The organism is Afipia sp. GW821-FHT04G03 (assembly GCF_059419985.1).
The window spans coordinates 948,643-965,143 of sequence record NZ_JBWKSV010000001.1 but is presented as its reverse complement, the minus strand read 5'-3'; the positions used below and the strand labels follow the sequence as shown (position 1 = coordinate 965,143).

15 protein-coding genes and 1 tRNA gene are annotated in these 16,501 nt (G+C 56.0%); 5 read left to right on the top strand and 11 right to left on the bottom strand.

Annotation, left to right across the window (positions count from 1 at the left end; genetic code table 11):
* Window positions 1-418 precede the first annotated feature (418 nt).
* The 3 genes from AC07UB_RS04715 to AC07UB_RS04705 all read left to right on the top strand — a co-directional run bounded on the left by AC07UB_RS04715 (window position 419) and on the right by AC07UB_RS04705 (window position 3,994).
* Window positions 419-492: transfer RNA gene (locus tag AC07UB_RS04715), tRNA-Gln, on the top strand.
* Window positions 493-1,346: 854 nt separating this feature from the next.
* Complete coding sequence (locus AC07UB_RS04710) at window positions 1,347-2,294, top strand: hypothetical protein (RefSeq protein WP_494651978.1); 948 nt, start codon at window positions 1,347-1,349, stop codon at window positions 2,292-2,294.
* Window positions 2,295-2,947: 653 nt separating this feature from the next.
* Window positions 2,948-3,994 carry a PIN domain-containing protein gene (locus AC07UB_RS04705; RefSeq protein ID WP_494651980.1) on the top strand — a complete coding sequence of 349 codons (1,047 nt, stop codon included), beginning with the start codon at window positions 2,948-2,950 and terminating at the stop codon, window positions 3,992-3,994.
* 10 nt (window positions 3,995-4,004) lie between these two features.
* Here AC07UB_RS04705 and AC07UB_RS04700 read toward each other — a convergent pair whose 3' ends face one another.
* Window positions 4,005-4,907: a hypothetical protein gene (locus AC07UB_RS04700; RefSeq protein ID WP_494651981.1), complete on the bottom strand. Its 903-nt coding sequence runs from the start codon at window positions 4,905-4,907 to the stop codon at window positions 4,005-4,007.
* Between the two features lie 1,006 nt (window positions 4,908-5,913).
* Here AC07UB_RS04700 and AC07UB_RS04695 point away from each other — a divergent pair.
* Complete coding sequence (locus AC07UB_RS04695) at window positions 5,914-6,666, top strand: hypothetical protein (RefSeq protein ID WP_494651982.1); 753 nt, start codon at window positions 5,914-5,916, stop codon at window positions 6,664-6,666.
* Window positions 6,667-6,837: 171 nt separating this feature from the next.
* On the opposite strand, the gene AC07UB_RS04690 is transcribed toward AC07UB_RS04695, so the two are convergent.
* The 9 genes from AC07UB_RS04690 to AC07UB_RS04650 all read right to left on the bottom strand — a co-directional run bounded on the left by AC07UB_RS04690 (window position 6,838) and on the right by AC07UB_RS04650 (window position 13,953).
* Window positions 6,838-8,376 (bottom strand): recombinase family protein, encoded by a 1,539-nt coding sequence (locus tag AC07UB_RS04690; protein WP_494651983.1) that lies wholly within the window; start codon window positions 8,374-8,376, stop codon window positions 6,838-6,840.
* Entirely contained in the window at window positions 8,366-8,851 is a 486-nt protein-coding gene (locus AC07UB_RS04685; protein ID WP_494651984.1) for a DUF2924 domain-containing protein, read from the bottom strand. The genes AC07UB_RS04690 and AC07UB_RS04685 overlap by 11 nt, the downstream gene beginning before the upstream one ends.
* Window positions 8,848-9,078, bottom strand: a complete 231-nt coding sequence (locus tag AC07UB_RS04680) for a DUF3489 domain-containing protein (RefSeq protein WP_494651985.1) — start codon at window positions 9,076-9,078, stop codon at window positions 8,848-8,850. Before AC07UB_RS04680 ends, AC07UB_RS04685 begins: the two co-directional genes overlap by 4 nt.
* A 216-nt stretch (window positions 9,079-9,294) precedes the next feature.
* The gene (locus tag AC07UB_RS04675; protein WP_494652681.1) at window positions 9,295-9,516 is read right to left on the bottom strand and encodes a hypothetical protein; all 222 of its coding nucleotides are present in this window, start codon (window positions 9,514-9,516) and stop codon (window positions 9,295-9,297) included.
* A gap of 362 nt (window positions 9,517-9,878) precedes the next feature.
* Window positions 9,879-10,799: a methylisocitrate lyase gene (gene prpB, locus AC07UB_RS04670; protein WP_494651987.1), complete on the bottom strand. Its 921-nt coding sequence runs from the start codon at window positions 10,797-10,799 to the stop codon at window positions 9,879-9,881.
* A gap of 10 nt (window positions 10,800-10,809) precedes the next feature.
* Window positions 10,810-11,979 (bottom strand): bifunctional 2-methylcitrate synthase/citrate synthase, encoded by a 1,170-nt coding sequence (prpC, locus tag AC07UB_RS04665; RefSeq protein WP_494651988.1) that lies wholly within the window; start codon window positions 11,977-11,979, stop codon window positions 10,810-10,812.
* Window positions 11,980-11,991: 12 nt separating this feature from the next.
* Entirely contained in the window at window positions 11,992-13,536 is a 1,545-nt protein-coding gene (locus AC07UB_RS04660) for an MmgE/PrpD family protein (RefSeq protein ID WP_494651989.1), read from the bottom strand.
* 16 nt (window positions 13,537-13,552) lie between these two features.
* Window positions 13,553-13,702 carry a hypothetical protein gene (locus AC07UB_RS04655; protein ID WP_494651990.1) on the bottom strand — a complete coding sequence of 50 codons (150 nt, stop codon included), beginning with the start codon at window positions 13,700-13,702 and terminating at the stop codon, window positions 13,553-13,555.
* A complete protein-coding gene (locus AC07UB_RS04650) occupies window positions 13,699-13,953 on the bottom strand; it encodes a hypothetical protein (RefSeq protein ID WP_494651992.1) in 255 nt (84 codons plus the stop codon). The genes AC07UB_RS04655 and AC07UB_RS04650 overlap by 4 nt, the downstream gene beginning before the upstream one ends.
* Before the next feature lie 140 nt (window positions 13,954-14,093).
* Here AC07UB_RS04650 and AC07UB_RS04645 point away from each other — a divergent pair, with 140 nt between their 5' ends.
* Entirely contained in the window at window positions 14,094-15,533 is a 1,440-nt protein-coding gene (locus tag AC07UB_RS04645) for a short-chain fatty acyl-CoA regulator family protein (protein WP_494651994.1), read from the top strand.
* A 170-nt stretch (window positions 15,534-15,703) separates the two neighbouring features.
* Here AC07UB_RS04645 and AC07UB_RS04640 read toward each other — a convergent pair whose 3' ends face one another.
* Window positions 15,704-16,405 (bottom strand): TetR/AcrR family transcriptional regulator, encoded by a 702-nt coding sequence (locus AC07UB_RS04640; protein WP_494651996.1) that lies wholly within the window; start codon window positions 16,403-16,405, stop codon window positions 15,704-15,706.
* Between the last annotated feature and the right edge of the window lie 96 nt (window positions 16,406-16,501).

Genomic DNA, 16,501 nt, shown 5'->3' with positions numbered 1-16,501 from the left:
CCTGTCTGAACGTCGAGGATTTTCTCGACTGTACAAAGGCTTGTTGCAGGAACTGTTAAACGTTTCCGAAGGGGCCGCCGTTGCTTCGTCCAGCCGGGAACGGAGCCGGCAGCGTCCGGAAAGCCGCCGGTCTGCTAATATCCCGTAGTTCAAAGGGTATTTTCATCCCGGCAGGGCGCAGGGCGAAGCGCCGAGTATGTGGCATTAAGTCTTTGTTTACCTTGGATTAATCGATGCCCTTACTGGCCCGGGGGGATTATCCGGGATCGGTTTTTTCGATCCGTTGGCTGGATAGGGCAAGGCAGGGGTAGACCGCAGCGCAACCCCGCTTTATATCCAGCGCGCGATATCGATTTGCTGATTTGGATAACGATCCGCCAGGTGACACACCACGCGTCTGATCAGGTCCGCGATCGATTGGGGGATCGTCCAATGGTAGGACTCCAGACTCTGACTCTGGCTATCTAGGTTCGAATCCTAGTCCCCCAGCCAACCAGTTCAGCTTTCAGAGAATATCCTTCTCAGACACCAGAAAGGCCCGCCAAATGCGGGCTTCTTTGACGTCGATGAGTCTCCAACATTCCAATTGTCGAACTTTTGCGGCGAGAATTCCCGGAAGTCTCCAGTCATCCTCTGAGAAATTCCCGTTTTCTGGAGACTTGCTTTGGAGACGGGAGAATAATCCACTACGCGGTGGGGGAATTAGTCGAAGCGAGTTTTAACATTCCCGACCTCGCGGAAGCGGATCGAGAGACTGGGTTCGAACTAGACTGGTTGAGTTCGAATCCTCGTTCTCCAGCCAACTAGTGTGGCTTTCAGAGAATATTCTTCTCTGGCATGAAAAAAAGCCTGCGAAATGCGGGCTTCTTTAATATCGACAAGTCTCCGCGGTACCAGTTGTCGAACTCTTACGGCGAGTATTCCGGGAAGTCTCCGGCGGTCCATTGGAAAATTTGTAAAGACTAGCCTTGGAGACTGGCGAACAGTCCCACTGCACGGGGTAGGGGGCATTCTGGTTCAAGCTTCGGCCCTTTTCGGAATTGCACGTCTCTAGTGTTGGCAGCGAAGCAACTGACTCTTAATCAGCGGGTCCCAGGTTCGAGCCTTGGTGCGTCCACCGTATCTTCCGCAAGTAGCCGCTGTGTCGCAGCGGTTTTTTTAATGCCCGCCTGCGATCTCAGGGCCGATTTTCGAGTGCGTTTTTCAGCTTTGGCACCGATTTGGCACCTCGCTTCAGGGTGTGAATAGCGGGTAAGGACCAAACTTGTTGGTAGAACAGATCGGGAACTGATATATTCGTTCCGTTGTATCGAGTTGCCTTCCCGCAACCAGCAATAGGAGAGTTGATGTTGAAACCGCAGGCCCGCCATGTGCGGCGCCATTGGGAAACATTGAGCGATGACCAGCTCCTCGAAACGGAGCTAGTGACCGATGACCCTGAAAGTCTACCAAACCTCGTCTATGAGATTCCGGCCGGCGATGAGGAACCCTACGTCGAGTACAAGTACGATCTCAGAAAGTCAGACAGGAGCATGTTCTCCTGTGTCCACGGCCACCATCAACACCTTGCCGGTTTCGTTATGCGGAAAGGTTCGGCCCGCTTCATGGTGGGATGGATCTGCGCAAAAACGATCTATGGCGCGGACTTTGAGAAATACAGTGCCGATTTTGCCGCCGCGGTCGTTCGGCAGGACGCGTTAAAGCGAGTCCGTGAAATTCGATCGGCAGTAATTCCGTTTGTCGAGTACCTAAATGGAATATCTCAGTCGGATATATTCAAGCACTTTAGCCGAGTCCGCGGCCAACTCGAAACGCAAATGCCTTGGATTTACGATACCCTCCCGGCCGCGGCCGCGATGGACCATCGCACCATAGGAGCGTCTTTGCCGAAAAGGTTATGCGCTCCGGGGACCGACTTGCGGGGAGAGTATGCCCGATTGATGGCGGACTTCGCAGCGACGATGGCTACTCTCGGTGGAGCGCCAGAGAACGTTGCCAAGATAATCGGCGTTATCCGGTCCAAAATGGAGGGCTTGGCTAAGCGTGCTGAAGCCGTCCTCGATACGCTTCGTGAAGTCGAGGAGTTCTTCCAGCCGGCAGCGCTTGCCGCGATTTGCAAGCTGGCTAACGAACACGACAATCCGAAACGAAGAAAATACGAGGTCGGGCTTTTGTCGGTGTCGTGCAAAAGAGATCGGGACAAGTCGGTCATCTCGATGCCGAAAGACTTCGTTCTTCCGAGCCGGAGGCCTCTCGAAGCGTTTCGATCGGCATTGGCTGGCGTAAAGGTCTAAAAACGAAAGAGGCACCTCGCATTGAGGTGCCTCCGTCGCTTAAAACAGCCGCGTTAAAAAAGCTAACACCGAGGCCAGATGCACGTTGCATTTGAAACCAAGGCGATAGGTCTTACCGCACGGATGGCTGGCTTCGAGACTGAGAAACACCGACATGGTGCGCTCCTTCTCTTTTGTACGAGGGTCCCTTTCGGTACGTGCCTTCGCACACTAGGCCAGTAGGCCGGGGATTTTTTCGTTGAGTGCTCTGGTGTCCCCAACACACTGCACGCATCTCGATAATTACAGTTTCAATATAGTCGGCGTTTGCGGCGGTTCAATGGCTGAAAACCTAGCAGAAGGTTAAACGTTAAAGGGGCGCTTTGATTCTTAGGTGGTGTCATCACGCCTGATCGCCGCCACCCTCCATGCTCGTTGCACCGCCACTGCTTCATGCCGGGCGAGTAGGGCTCCAAGGGCCGCGTCACGCATGCGCAGAACATGAGCGGTGCGCGTGCGAACCGTCCGGACAAGGTCGGGGCCGAGTTGGAAGCAGAGATGAGGCTTTCACGGTGACAGAAGTTGTACCAAGCGAACCCGCATCCTAAACTCGCATTTCGGCAAACCGCGCCTGAAATTACTGGCGGGCGCGGGAGCGGAAATGGGAGGGACACGTGTCGAAAGTTGGGGCCACCAAGAACAATCCGCTTAAATTGATCGTGGATACCTGCGTATGGCTCGATCTTGCGAAGGATAACAAGCAGCGTAGTAATCTACACGTCCTGGAGGAGCTAGTACGCAACAAACTCGTGGCACTGATCGTGCCTCAAATTGTGCTGGACGAGTTCAACCGAAACAAGGCCCGCGTGGTCGATGAGATCGGCAAGAGTGTTGCCACCACTCTCAAGCGTGCCAGAGACATCATCGTTGATCTTGGTGATAGGCGGCGAACGCAAAGCGCCACGCGCCTGCTGAATGAAGTGGATTTTCGCATTACCGGCCCCGGTGAGGAGTCAAAGCTCGCGATTGGTCGCATTGCGGCCCTGCTTGCTAAGGCGACCGTCGTGCCGACCTCAGAGGACATGAAAGCACGGGCCGCAGAACGCGCCATTTTGGGTGAAGCTCCATTCCATAGGCAAAAGAACAGCATTGGTGATGCTTTACTGATCGAGGCCTACGCAGACCTATCCAAGAACGCCAAATCCGGTGAGCGCTTTGGCTTCGTGACGCACAACACGAAAGACTTCAGCGAGCCTGGGGCAAGCCATAAGAACCCGCACCCGGATATCGCGCCGCTCTTCTCGCGTATCAAATCTCGCTACTTCATCACGCTTGGCGAAGCGATGAAGTCCGTCCAGCCCAGAGGTGTGGATGAGATTTTCGTCGAAGATAATCTTGATATGCCGCCACGCTCTCTTGACGAGATTGTAACAGCCATCGATGAGTTCGTTGATAAGGTCTGGTACAATCGGCACAAAAACAGAGAATGGGCCATACAGCACAAGAAGATAAAGATAGTCGAAACTTATGATCCTGCCCGTCACAATGAAACGATTGTTCGTCATATCTGGGAAGGCGCACTCAAGTCGGCGGCTCGTGTGGAGAAGCGCTTCAAGGATGAGCAGCTTCTTTGGGACGACTTCGAGTGGGGAATGATCAACGGTAAGCTCTCAGCGCTTCGATGGGTCCTAGGTGATGAATGGGACATGCTCGATACCTAGCGAATAATTTCTAAAGTGCTTCCCAATAGTCGATCAGTTCTCGACAATAATCCTTACCGCGGCTTTCCGCACCAAAGCCCCCGATAGCTGTTTTCAAGGCCACAGCCTTCTCACCTTTATGCGAGGAGGCTTTTAAGGTTGGTTCGAGAGTTTGATAAAATCGCACAGTCTCGAAGTCGCCGACGTGCCTATCGAGTAAGAAATGGTCTACTGCTTTGATCGCGACGGAGGCTTCCTTCCACAGTCGATTTGCTCGTTCTTGTGAAACGCTCTCCATAGGCAGCAGTTTAAGAACTCCATGTTTTCGTGCTTCGTCTATATCGCGGCCAAACGCATGCCCAAACCTGTTTCTAATCATGCGGATTTCATCAAGTGAACTATGAGCGGCCCTTAACTGTGGGACTTCCCCAAAAAGACTTTCAAACGCATCGATACGCTTGCTCCAAGTACCCTCAGTGCATGCTTGGATGTAGAAAGCAGAGTTGACACCTTTGTTCGGGCCGTTCTTTAACACAGCGGCGCCATCGATACATCGGCTCATGCCCAGTATTATCCCAGGGTCTGAATCCAGCGCAGTACCGATCACTGATGCTAGGTAGGTTTCGATCGTTGAGCTGATGGTCATCAACCTGCTCAACGTTACCCAGTTATCAAAAAGATTATATGCTTTCGACCACTCTTTGAGATTTTCATATATCTCAAAGTCGCGTTGCACCGGGTTAAAGAATTTCCTTGGTTTATCCTCCCACTTGGCGCCCTTATCTTTTAGGCCGCTGTAGAGCGCTTCAGTTGATACAAGGTGGGTATTTAGAAGCTGATGAAGCTCACCGTTGAACTTCAAAAATATGCGGTATGGCCACGTCGTCTTTCCAACAGCGTTCCACCGCTTGAATTCCCGCTTACTTCGAGACATTCCATCCCCCGTTTTCCTTGTCCCCACCCAAGACCTAGCACGTCCTTCATCAATGCTACAGTTAAGTAGAATATGCTGAACGTAGTGGTACATATCGTGCTTGCGTGCTGCCTCCGGACTTCGGTCGGGATGCGTCACGCCACTACGGCGATCATATTCACAGTAGACCGCTGCATCTCGTAAGAGGTTCGGGGGCGAACTGCGCGCGCCAATTCTGCCATGCCACGCCAGGTCATCCGCTCCGCTCAAACGGATGTAAACCACATAGTGCGTAAATTGGTAGCTCGTTGAAAGATTGTTGTCCGCTGGGCGACGTAAGTGTGACGTAGAAATGTACGGGGTCAAATCGTTGCGACGCTCTACGGTTCATATTGCCCAGCCGTCAGCAATTTTCGCCGCCGCTACTAAAGCTTCTTGAGGTGCTGTTGAAAGACAGCTGGGAAAACAAGTTGCCGACTCTTGCCCAGCCTTCTGAATAGCATCGCAAGGAGAGTTCACTGGGAGACAGATACAAACCACTGCTTTGCAGCCTTGCTTCGTCTGGTTAACAGGGGGAAAAGTCGGGCTATGGTCTTACGGACCGTATATTGGTTTCGAGGGCGTCAACTCTGAAAACCTGAATTGCGTGAGAAATCCCGCGAGGTGGTCGATCGCTTCGTACCAGAATGCCTCGCACTCTGGTGGGGTCGCGTAGTCTCCAGTGGAGATCCAAACACAGCAGGTGAACCCGGCCATACCGACCTTCTTGAAGCGGCATCCCTGCAATTCCCAGGCAAAATGCACTGAGTGTTTCCGCCGCGAATGTAACGATGCCGTCGTGCGCGGCATAGACGTTTGGGCCATGATAGGCCAGAGCTCGATGCCGTTATGGCCGTCCAGGCAAGCTGGCCCTTGTAGATGTGACACGCAGACGGGTGGCACTGCGGAAGCCTTGGAATTTGCGCCATGGTCGGACCGGATAGTAGAGTTCGAATTTGCTCATGTTATTTAAAGAAAGCGAGCCAAGATGCCCGACGACTACACAGTTCGTTACGTCGCTTTTGTCGACATTTTGGGATTCCGCAGTTTGATCCGCAAGCTCAATCACGAGCCGCATCTTTTATCAGAGCTGCGTACTTTATTAGAGAAGCTTCACAGCACCGACCAACTGGATATCGCATCGTTGGTGCCAGATTCCGATTTCAGGTCGAACAGCATTTCTGACGCTGTCGCAATATCTACCTCACCGACCGATCAGGGACTCATGCATCTGATAGGAGTCGTTGAGTACCTCACGATGTATCTCTTGCGACTCGGATATTTCATTCGCGGCGCAGTGGTAAAAGGACCCGTCTTTCACCATGAAAAGATCATGTTGGGTCCAGCGCTCGTTGATGCCTACACTCTTGAAAGCACTATCGTAAAATATCCGCGTGTAATGCTGACAAAAGAAGTGATGAAGGACCTTCATACTTACAAGGATCAAGAATCGCCGCATGCAGCGGTTTTTAAGAAATGCTTTCGCAGATCAGGCGATGGGCCTTATTTTGTTCATGGACTTCGTACGTTGGAAGGTCGTCGCGCAGAAACACAAACAATCGAGAGGATCGTTTCTTTGCGCAACAACATTGCGGCTCGCTTGGATGATGCTGTTGATACCCCAGCCCACTACGAAAAGATTCATTGGTTCGCCGGTTATTTCAACGATGTATTTTACAACACTGAGGGTGTTGCAATGATCAAAGCGCCCGGACTGGAAATTGGTTTAGCCTTGGAGTGATTTGCGGTTTACAGCTGGGTAAATCCGCTTACGAAAGCAAATAGGTGCTATCCATCGCCGGGGAAGAGACGACGGACGGTGCGGGTAGCTCGCCTGCCACGCTATGTCAGTAGGGGGTCTGCTATTATCGGTTGATGTTCCATAACATTCGATCTGCGAAGGGCGCGGTGATCAAAGTCCGATGGCGCTGCGCTGTGCGGCCCATGACAAGGGCAGGGTGGGCAGCATCGCGGTCAGCGTCAGGCCAGGCGGCTGGTCGCCCTGCAATATCGCCGCGAGGATGTCGGGCGCAAGAAACGCCAGCCGCAATTCCTGCCGCAGCATTTTCGGGTGGGCCTTGGCAGATGCAGCCAATGTTTCCACTGTATCGAAGCGACCGCTCGTCAAATCCTTGATGCGGGCGTGTGCCAGGGCGACAGCGTGAACAAGGGTCGGGTCGGCCTCACTGCTGTCTTCAGCTCGATATGTCGGTGAGGTCGCTTCTCTCGCGGTGCTGATCCAAGGGACAGTTAAATTCTGAATGCCAATGTGACTCGAGAAGACAATGGTAATCTCGCTCTTCGAGACATTGACGCGTTCAAGGCGGCTCTCAACCAGTTCTGCATCTGGAATTATAGCAGGATCTGGTAGATCGCATTCCACACGTATCGCCTGAAGTACGGTCGCTTCCAGCTCTATGGCCGAAATACGCGTCAGCGAGCCGGCCTCGGTCTTGCGTCCCCGCAACAACGCCGTACTGACGTAGAACCGATAGCGCACGCCTTTCTTGGTCGAGTAGCTTGGGCTCATACGGTTACCGCGATCATCGTACAGCTTGCCCATCAGGAGCGCGCCACTCTCCGAGCGCCGGTTTTTCCGGGTGACAGAGTTGGACGCAAGTTTTGCCTGCACGGCCTCGAAAATGGCTTTGGTGATGATGGGCTGATGCTCGCCCGGATGCCATTTGTCCTTGTGCGGTACCTCGCCGACATAAATGCGGCTGTTCAGCAGATAGGCGAGAGGACCATAGGTAAACTGCGAAGCCACGCGAGCATCAGATGCTTTTGCTTTCTTCATCCTCGATCGAAAACCCTTTGCATCGAGGTCCAGGACCAGTGGTCCGAGACTGCCGAGTTCAAGGTAGCGTTTGAAAATGTAGCGAACGATCTTGGCCTCGTTTTCGTCGATTACGAGTTTCTTGTTCTCGGTCCGATAGCCGAACGGAATATTTCCGCCGGTCCATTTGCCCTTGGCGCGAGAGGCTGCGATTTTGTCCCGGACACGCTCGGACGAGAGCTCACGCTCGAACTGAGCAAAGGACAGCAGCACATTGAGGGTCAATCTTCCCATTGACGTCGTGGTGTTGAACTGTTGCGTCACGGCGACGAATGAGATCGATCTTGCATCGAACGCTTCGACTAGTTTGGCGAAATCCGCCAGTGAACGGGTGAGGCGGTCGATCTTGTAGACCACGACGACATCGACCTTGCCGGCTTCAATATCTTTGAGCAGTTTCTTGAGGGCAGGGCGCTCAAGATTGCCGCCGGAGAATGCCGGGTCGTCATAGGGCTGCGTGACGACCTTCCAGCCGAGTGACGCCTGACTCTTTATATATGCCTCGCAAGCTTCCCGCTGGGCATCGAGCGAGTTGAATTCCAGCTCAAGGCCATGCTCGGTGGATTTGCGGGTGTAGATGGCGCAGCGCAGGGGTTTGGGAGCGTTACTTGCCATCGGCTGCCCCTTGAGTCTTGGACCGTAGTCCGAAGAACCGCGGTCCATTCCAGTTGGTGCCCGCAATCAGGGATGCGATCTCGGACAGACCCGTATAGGTCTTGCCATCATAGGCAAAGCCGTCCGGCCGCACCACGACGCGGTAGGTCTTGCCCTTCCATGTCCGCACTAGCTCCGAGCCTGGCTTGATCCGGCGTGGCAACTCGAGCTTCCCGTTGGGTTTCGCGGCCATGGCTTTCACCAGCTGGTCGAGCAGGCGCTTGGTCGGACCGGACAACCCGCCATAGGCCTTTTCCTGTATCCGATGCGCAATGCTCCGGCGCAGCAGGTCAGGACCAAAAGCTTTGGGTGGATCAGTTCGCAGCACTTCCCGGTAACGTCTGCGCAGTTCGACGATGGGGGCTGTCGCCAGTCGATTCAGTTCGGCTTCTATGGCTGGATTGACTGGCTTCGTGGACGAAGGCGCACGGTTCATTTCGCACCCGGTTTTGCGATCCGGTAGACGCGCTGGCCATCGGTTTTGGCCGAAGTCAGGTTCAGCTTGAGCTTCTTGCGCACGGTGCCTGCGAAGAAGCCGCGCACCGAATGTTGCTGCCAACCGGTTGCCTTCATGATGGCGGCGATGGTGCTCCCGGACGGCGCGCGGAGCATCTCGAGGACCTTGTCCTGTTTGGACACGGCCACGTTCGGCGTCTTCAGCATGACCGGCTTCTTCGGCGCGACGGGCGGCAGAGTCTTAGAGGCCGGTTTCGTCGATCGCTTTGCTGTCGGTTTAGATTTACGCGCGGTCTTGCGAGGCGGCTTTCGAGTGCTGATGGGCATTTCGGTTCTCCGTGGGAAACGACAGCATCCTGTGCCGCCACTGCCGCAAGCCCGTCGTTCGCAGACGGGCCGAGAACCTTTCGGTCGGAGAGATTGTTAGTCGCTGGATAACCGGTTCAGTAGCGAGGCCGCATCCTGCAGACGACCGGTCTCATAGAATATCTGTTCGAGATCCATCGAGACTCTGACGCCTTCACTGACGCTGCCGGCCAGCGCGCAGGCTTCGGCGGCCTTGGCAATCCGTGCCGCCTCGCCAAGGCGAACACCGATCTCAGTAAGGATCAGACCAATTGCTTGTTCTGTGATTTTGCGGTCCATCATTTGTCTCCGATTTACGGGGACAGTGACGCTCCATGTGCTGGCGAAGTCGAGCGGAAACGCAGCAATCTAGTGGCTCTTATCAGCCAGTCCGGATCACAAAATGATCCGAAGAAGGAGTCCGAAGCTGCACGACTTATTTGGCCGCCGGACGCTTTGAGGCGGCATTGGCATGAAGCGCGCGTCATCGGTCAGGTCTCAATAGGCAGATTGCCCCTAATCGCGTCACAAACGTAGAAGTTCACGCTGCCAATTTTTCGCATAATGACGGTTTATGGAACCGTTTTTGAATGAAAGAGCTAGGCAAGACTTAGTACAGAGGCGCAGTAGTGATTGGATGAGGGATTGTGCCCTATCTTCACTCACCGCTGAGGCATGCCTTCGGGAATGATGGTCTGGATGATGGATTGGTCTAGCGCTTCATAGTTGTGAAGCCCGATCATGTCGTAGAGTTCGGCGCGGGTCTGCATCGCGTCCACAGCCTTGTGGGTGCCGCCGTCGCGGGCGATAGCCTTATATAGCAAGTCCTGCGCCTTATTGGCGACGCGCAGCGAGGATACCGGCCAGATCACCATGCGATAGCCCATGCCCTGGAATTCCTGCGCCGTGAAGAACGGTGTTTTTCCGAATTCGGTCATGTTCGCCAGCAATGGCACACCGGGCATTCGCTTCGCGAAGGCGCGGAACATCTCCTCGGTGTTCAGCGCTTCCGGGAAAATCGCGTCGGCGCCGGCTTCCATATAGAGCTTCGCGCGGGCGACCGCGCCGTCCAGCCCTTCGCGTGCGGCGGCGTCGGTGCGCGCGATCACGACGAGATCGCGGCGTGCCTTCGCAGCGGCTGCGACCTTGGCGGCCATGTCGTGCGCGTCCGCTAGTTTCTTGTCGTTGAGGTGGCCGCATTTCTTCGGCAGCAACTGGTCTTCAAGGTGCACCGCGCCCGCGCCTGCATCCTCGAACGTGCGGACCATGTGCATGACGTTAAGCGCCTCGCCGTAGCCGGTGTCACCATCTACTAGTAGCGGCAGCCCCGCTGCGCGGATAATCTGACGTACGAAGAACGCGACTTCATCCACCGTAATCACGCCGAGGTCCGGCAGGCCCATTGACGCCGTCATAGCAGCGCCAGAAAGATACAGCGCTTCGAAGCCCGCGGCTTTGGCCTGAAGTGCAGCCATGCCGTTATGCGTACCCGGAAGACAGAGAATACTGGGACGCTGAAGGAGGGCGCGGAAGCGGCGTCCCGCGCTCTCGGCGGGAAGATCAGAGGCAACCAGATAAGGCATATCAGCTCCGTCAGGCTGCGCGGATCGAAGAGGGGGCTTTACCCCGTTCGTCGAGCGACACGAATGTCAGGTTTTCCGGACCAACGTAGTTCGCAGAAGGCCGAATGATCTTGTTGTCGATCCGTTGTTCGATCACGTGCGCGGCCCAACCGGAGGCGCGCGAGATGACGAACAGTGGCGTGAACATCGCGGTCGGCACCCCCATGGCGTGATAAGACACCGCACTGAACCAGTCGAGATTGGCAAACATCTTCTTCGTCTCGGCCATCACGGCCTCGATACGGTCGGCTATGTCGAACATTTTCAGGTTGCCGGTCTCGGCGCCGAGGCGGCGCGCGACCTCCTTGATGATCTTGTTGCGCGGATCGGCAATCGTATAGACCGGATGCCCGAAACCGATCACGACCTCCTTGGCCTCCACGCGGCGGCGGATGTCCGCTTCTGCCTGATCGGCGCTGCTGTATCGCTTCTGAATTTCGAGGGCGACTTCGTTGGCGCCGCCGTGCTTGGGTCCGCGCAGGGCGCCGATGGCGCCGGTGATCGCCGAATACATATCCGAGCCGGTTCCTGCGATGGACCGCGCAGTGAAGGTCGAGGCGTTGAACTCGTGTTCGGCGTAGAGAATGAGTGACGTATGCATCGCGCGCTCATGCGACGCCGAGGGCTTTCTGCCGTGCAGCAGGTGCAGAAAGTGCGCTCCAATCGACTCGTCATCGGTCTCGACCTCGATGCGCCGGCCGTGATGGGCGTAGTGATGCCAGTACAGCAGCATCGACCCGAGCGAGGCCATCAGCCGATCGGCGATGTCGCGCGCGCCGGGTTGGCCGTGATCGTGCACCTCCGGCAGGATACAGCCCAGCGCGGAGACGCCGGTTCGCATCACATCCATTGGATGCGCCGCGGCGGGCAGCAGTTCGAGACTGCGCAGCACTGCCACTGGAAGGCCGCGTAGGGACTTCAGCTTGGCCTTGTAGTTGCGCAGTTCCGATACGGTCGGCAGGCTGCCATGCACGAGGAGGTGGGCGATTTCTTCGAACTCGCAGGTCTCCGCGACATCGAGAATATCGTAGCCGCGATAGTGCAGGTCGTTGCCGGTGCGGCCCACCGTGCAGAGTGCGGTGTTGCCGGCCACAACGCCGGACAGCGCAACCGATTTCTTGGGAGCGGACTTTACATCCATCGCATGACCTCCTTACCGGGTGGTGGCGCGCTTAAGCGGTGCGTCGTGTTGCCAATCGAAGATGCCGTGGGCCGAGCGGCTGCCGAGCAGCTTGGCGTCGACGGTGAAAGTGAGGTCGGTCAGTTCACCCGCCTTCAGCGCGGTCAGATGTTCCACCGAGGCGATGAACCGGTCCTGTTCGGACGGCACGATCACGCCTTCAGAGAGCGTGCGAAATTTCTTGATATAATCCGTCCGCTTGAACGGCCGCGCGCCGAGCGGATGCGCGTCGGCAACGGCGAGTTCGTCACTGACGACCGAACCGCCTTTGAGCGTGACGACGACGCGCCCGCCGAACGCCTTTTCCTTCGGATCTTGGCTGTGATAACGGCGCGTCCATTCCGGATCTTCCACCGTGGAAATCTTGTGCCAGAGTGCGACGGTCTGTTCGCGGCTGGCCCGCTCCGGCGCGTAGGATTTCTCGTGATGCCAGCCGCCCTCTTCGAGTGCGACGGCGAAGATGTACATAATGGAGTGATCGAGCGTTTCACGGCTTGCCTTCGGGTCCATCTTCTGCGGGTCGTTGGCGCCGGTGCCGATCACATAATGGGTATGATGGCTGGTGTGGATGACTATGCTCTCCACCTTCGACAGGTCGCCGATCTTCGGACCCATGCGCCGTGCGAGGTCGATCAGCGCCTGGCTCTGATATTCGGCGGAGTGTTCCTTGGTATAGGTGTCGAGGATCGCGCGCTTGCGTTCCCCCTTTTCTGGCAGCGGCACGGCGTACTGTGCCTTCGGCCCGCTCAGCAGATAGGCGATGAAGCCGTCTTCGCCTTCCCAGGCGGGTGATGGCGCACCTTCGCCGCGCAGCACACGGTCGACGGCCTCGATCGCCATCTTGCCCGCGAAGGCGGGCGCATAAGCCTTCCAGCTTGAAATCTCGCCTTTGCGCGACTGGCGCGTCGTTGTGGTCACATGCAGCGCCTGCTGCACCGCCTGATAGATCGTCTCGGTGGGGAGATTGAGCAGCGTGCCGATGCCGGCGGCGGCGGACGGGCCGAGATGCGCGATGTGGTCGATCTTGTGCTCGTGCAGGCAGATGCCTTTCACGAGGTCCACTTGAATCTCGTAGCCGGTTGCGAGACCGCGCACCAGATCGGCGCCGGACAATCCGCAATGCTGCGCGACAGCGAGGATCGGCGGAATGTTGTCGCCGGGATGCGAGTAATCGGCGGCGAGGAATGTGTCGTGGAAATCGAGTTCACGCACCGCGACGCCATTGGCCCATGCGGCCCATTCTGGCGAAATGCACTGGTTCCTGTTCAAGCCGAACACGGTTGCGCCGGGCTGGTATGGATGCGCCTTGGCCTGTGCCCGCGCACTGGCGACCGGACGCCGCGCGACGGACGCGGCAGCGACTGCCGCATTGTCGATGATGCGATTGCCGATCATCTCCACGACGTCGTTGTCTACCGTCGCGGGATCGGATGCGACCTCCGCGATTTTCCAGGCGAGCTGGTCGGCGCGGGCCAGAGGTTCGGCGGATTTGTAGGTACGGACGGTATGCTGCTTCACGATTGTCTTTCCAGTTTCAGGTCAGCTGATGTTTCAGATTGAGCGGCGTGTTCTGTGCGATGGCGACCGACTCGTTGACGGCGACCATCTCGAAATTTCCGCGGGTGACGATGTCGCGCTGTCCACTGACAAGATTTTCGCGGATCATCTCGACCGACACCGTCATCGACCCTCGCGCTCGACGATCTCGACCATTTCGCCGCCCGGGATGGGTTTGTGGAATTCGTCTTGTCGGATGTCGCCATCACCACATTGCAGCGTGCATGGCAGCGTGGTTGCGACGAACGCCGCCTTGCCCATCCGTTTCAGTGCGTCGCCGCCGAACAGGGGGCCGTAATGGTTGGACAGACCCGGAAAGACCACTTCCACGAAGCGGGTCTCACGGGCCTGCTCTGCAGGGTTGGCGGATAATTGCATCGGGATCGCTCCGGGCGGCTTGTTATTCCGTCAGAACTTCGCAATATCTGCATGATAGTGTGCCTGGAAATGCCTGATATAGCGAATTTTTGCGAAGGTTTTCCGCCAAGTTTGCAAAGTCTGTAAAGTGAGGCTGTCCGATGAAAAAGACCTTCATGGGTGTGCGGCTGAAGCGGCTTCGCGAGGAGCGGCGGCTGACTCAAGCGGCGCTCGCGACCAAGCTCGGCATTTCGCTGAGCTATCTCAACCAGTTGGAAAATAATCAGCGACCGCTGACGCTGCCAGTGCTGCTCGCGCTGAACTCCACCTTTGGCCTCGACGTGCAGTCGTTTTCAGACGACGACGAGGCGCGGCTTATCGCCGATCTACGCGAAGCGCTGGCGGATCCGGCGCTGGGCGAGACCATTGCGACCGCCGATCTGCGCGAACTGGCGCTGAACATGCCAGCCGTGGGACGCGCGCTTGTCACGCTGAACCGTAAATACCGTCAGGCGACCGAACAGACCGCAGCCCTGTCCGCGCGGCTTGGTGAAGATCGCCAGGCAGCGTCCGCTATTTTGCCGTCAACGCCATTCGAAGAAGTGCGCGACTTTTTCTACGCGCACAACAACCATATACCGGAACTGGATGAGGCTGCAGAAGCCATCGCTGTTCGGATGAAGTTTCCCATCGGGCAGATGGCGCCGGAACTTGCCGCGTATCTCGATCGTCGGCACGGCGTCAAAGCGGTATTCGATACGTTCGAGGAATTGCCGTCCGGTACGCAACGGAAATTCGATGCCAGGGCAAAAGTCATGCATCTCTCGCGGCGACTGCGGCCGGGTCAGCAGGCATTCCAGTTCGCAACGCAAATCGCGATTCTTGAGTTCGACGGCGAGCTTCGCTCAATCGTAGACAAGGCTAAGTTCACCAATGATGAAGCGAGGGGACTGGCTCGTATTGGTCTCGCCAACTATTTTGCTGGCGCGATGGTTCTGCCCTACAAGGTTTTTCTGAGCGAAGCTGAGCGATGGCGTTATGATATCGAACTGCTTGGGCATCGGTTCGGCGTCGGCTTTGAAACCATTTGTCATCGGTTAAGCGCATTGCAGCGGCCTAATGCGCGCGGGATACCGTTCTTTTTCATTCGAGTTGATCGCGCTGGGAATATCTCCAAGCGGCAGTCAGCCACGGATTTTCATTTCTCCCGCGTGGGGGGAACTTGTCCGCTTTGGAATGTCTATGAAGCGTTTGCGAATCCGGGCCGCGTTCTGACACAGTTGGCGCGAATGCCAGACGAGCGGACCTACCTCTGGATCGCACGGACCGTAGCGCACGGGCAGGGCGGTTACGGTGCGCCAGCGAAGACATTTGCTGTGGCGCTCGGTTGTGACGTCCGTCATGCCGAACGTATCGTCTATTCGCAAGGCTTAAGCGTGGATCCAGCGGTGGCAACGCCGATTGGGATGGGCTGCAAGGTTTGCGAGCGACTCGACTGTCCGCAACGCGCGTTTCCCCCGATTGGGCGTGCGCTTAACATCGATGAATCGCGGTCCCATTTCGCACCCTATGCAACGTCTGCACCGAACGCGCTTGTATAGAGTTCTGGGATTGTTGCTGAAGTGTTGACAGAGCAAAACTAGCATTCAACCATCGAGAATTAGAAGATTGAGCGAGAAGCATCAAAGCCTAAGAGTTGTTGTTATCGAATGTAGTGTTCGCTATTTTTCGTGATATGTGGTCGGCGCTGTAAGATCGAAGTCGTAAAAAGTCAGATAGGTCGGCCGTCCAGTAGGTCACTCTTTTTAAGATGTAGTCGCCCCTGATCAGTTAGCATTCCATCGGTGATCAAACGCAAGGAAGCGCGCGCGTACTCATCGAACGAGATGACCTTGCGGAGCCGCCAGTTTTTTAAGCCCCAGGCATGTGCCGTAGTAATAATCCAGTAAGCGGCAAGCTCAGCGTTTGCCGTCGCAAAATAGCCGGCTTTGATACACTCCTCGATGCAGTCGACGATAAGCTGGTTTGTCTGCAGTTCTTTTGTCTTCAGAATCTTGATCTGATCTCGATCAAGAGACGCACTTTCGCGATAGGAAAACAGTGTCGCTGACACTCTTTGATTGATGACTTTGTAGTAAGCCAAAGAAGCCGATTGAAAACGTGCTATGGGATCTTTGACGCCTACAAGTGCGTTTGGCACGTCTCGATTATATGCCTCCAGGATTTCGAGAATGACCTGGAAAAGTAAATCCCGCTTATCCTTAAAATATTGGTAGATTAATCCTGAGCTGATCCCGGCGGCTTCCGCGATGTCTGTAACGGACGTCTCGTGGAAGCCTTTTCGCTCAAAGCATTCAAGCGCTCCAGAGAAAATCTGTTGTCGCCTCAGTTCGGTTTTGCGGTGCCTTTTGGGTGTCGGTGGGAGTTTAGCCCGCCGACTTGCGGGCGATAGTCTTTCAGCCGCTCGGCTCATAGGGTGTCCTATAGTCTCATATGTTCAGCGTGACGCTGCTTACTCTTTTCGATCGGTGTAAATGCGGCTACTACTCCGCCCACTCCCGGCGCGACT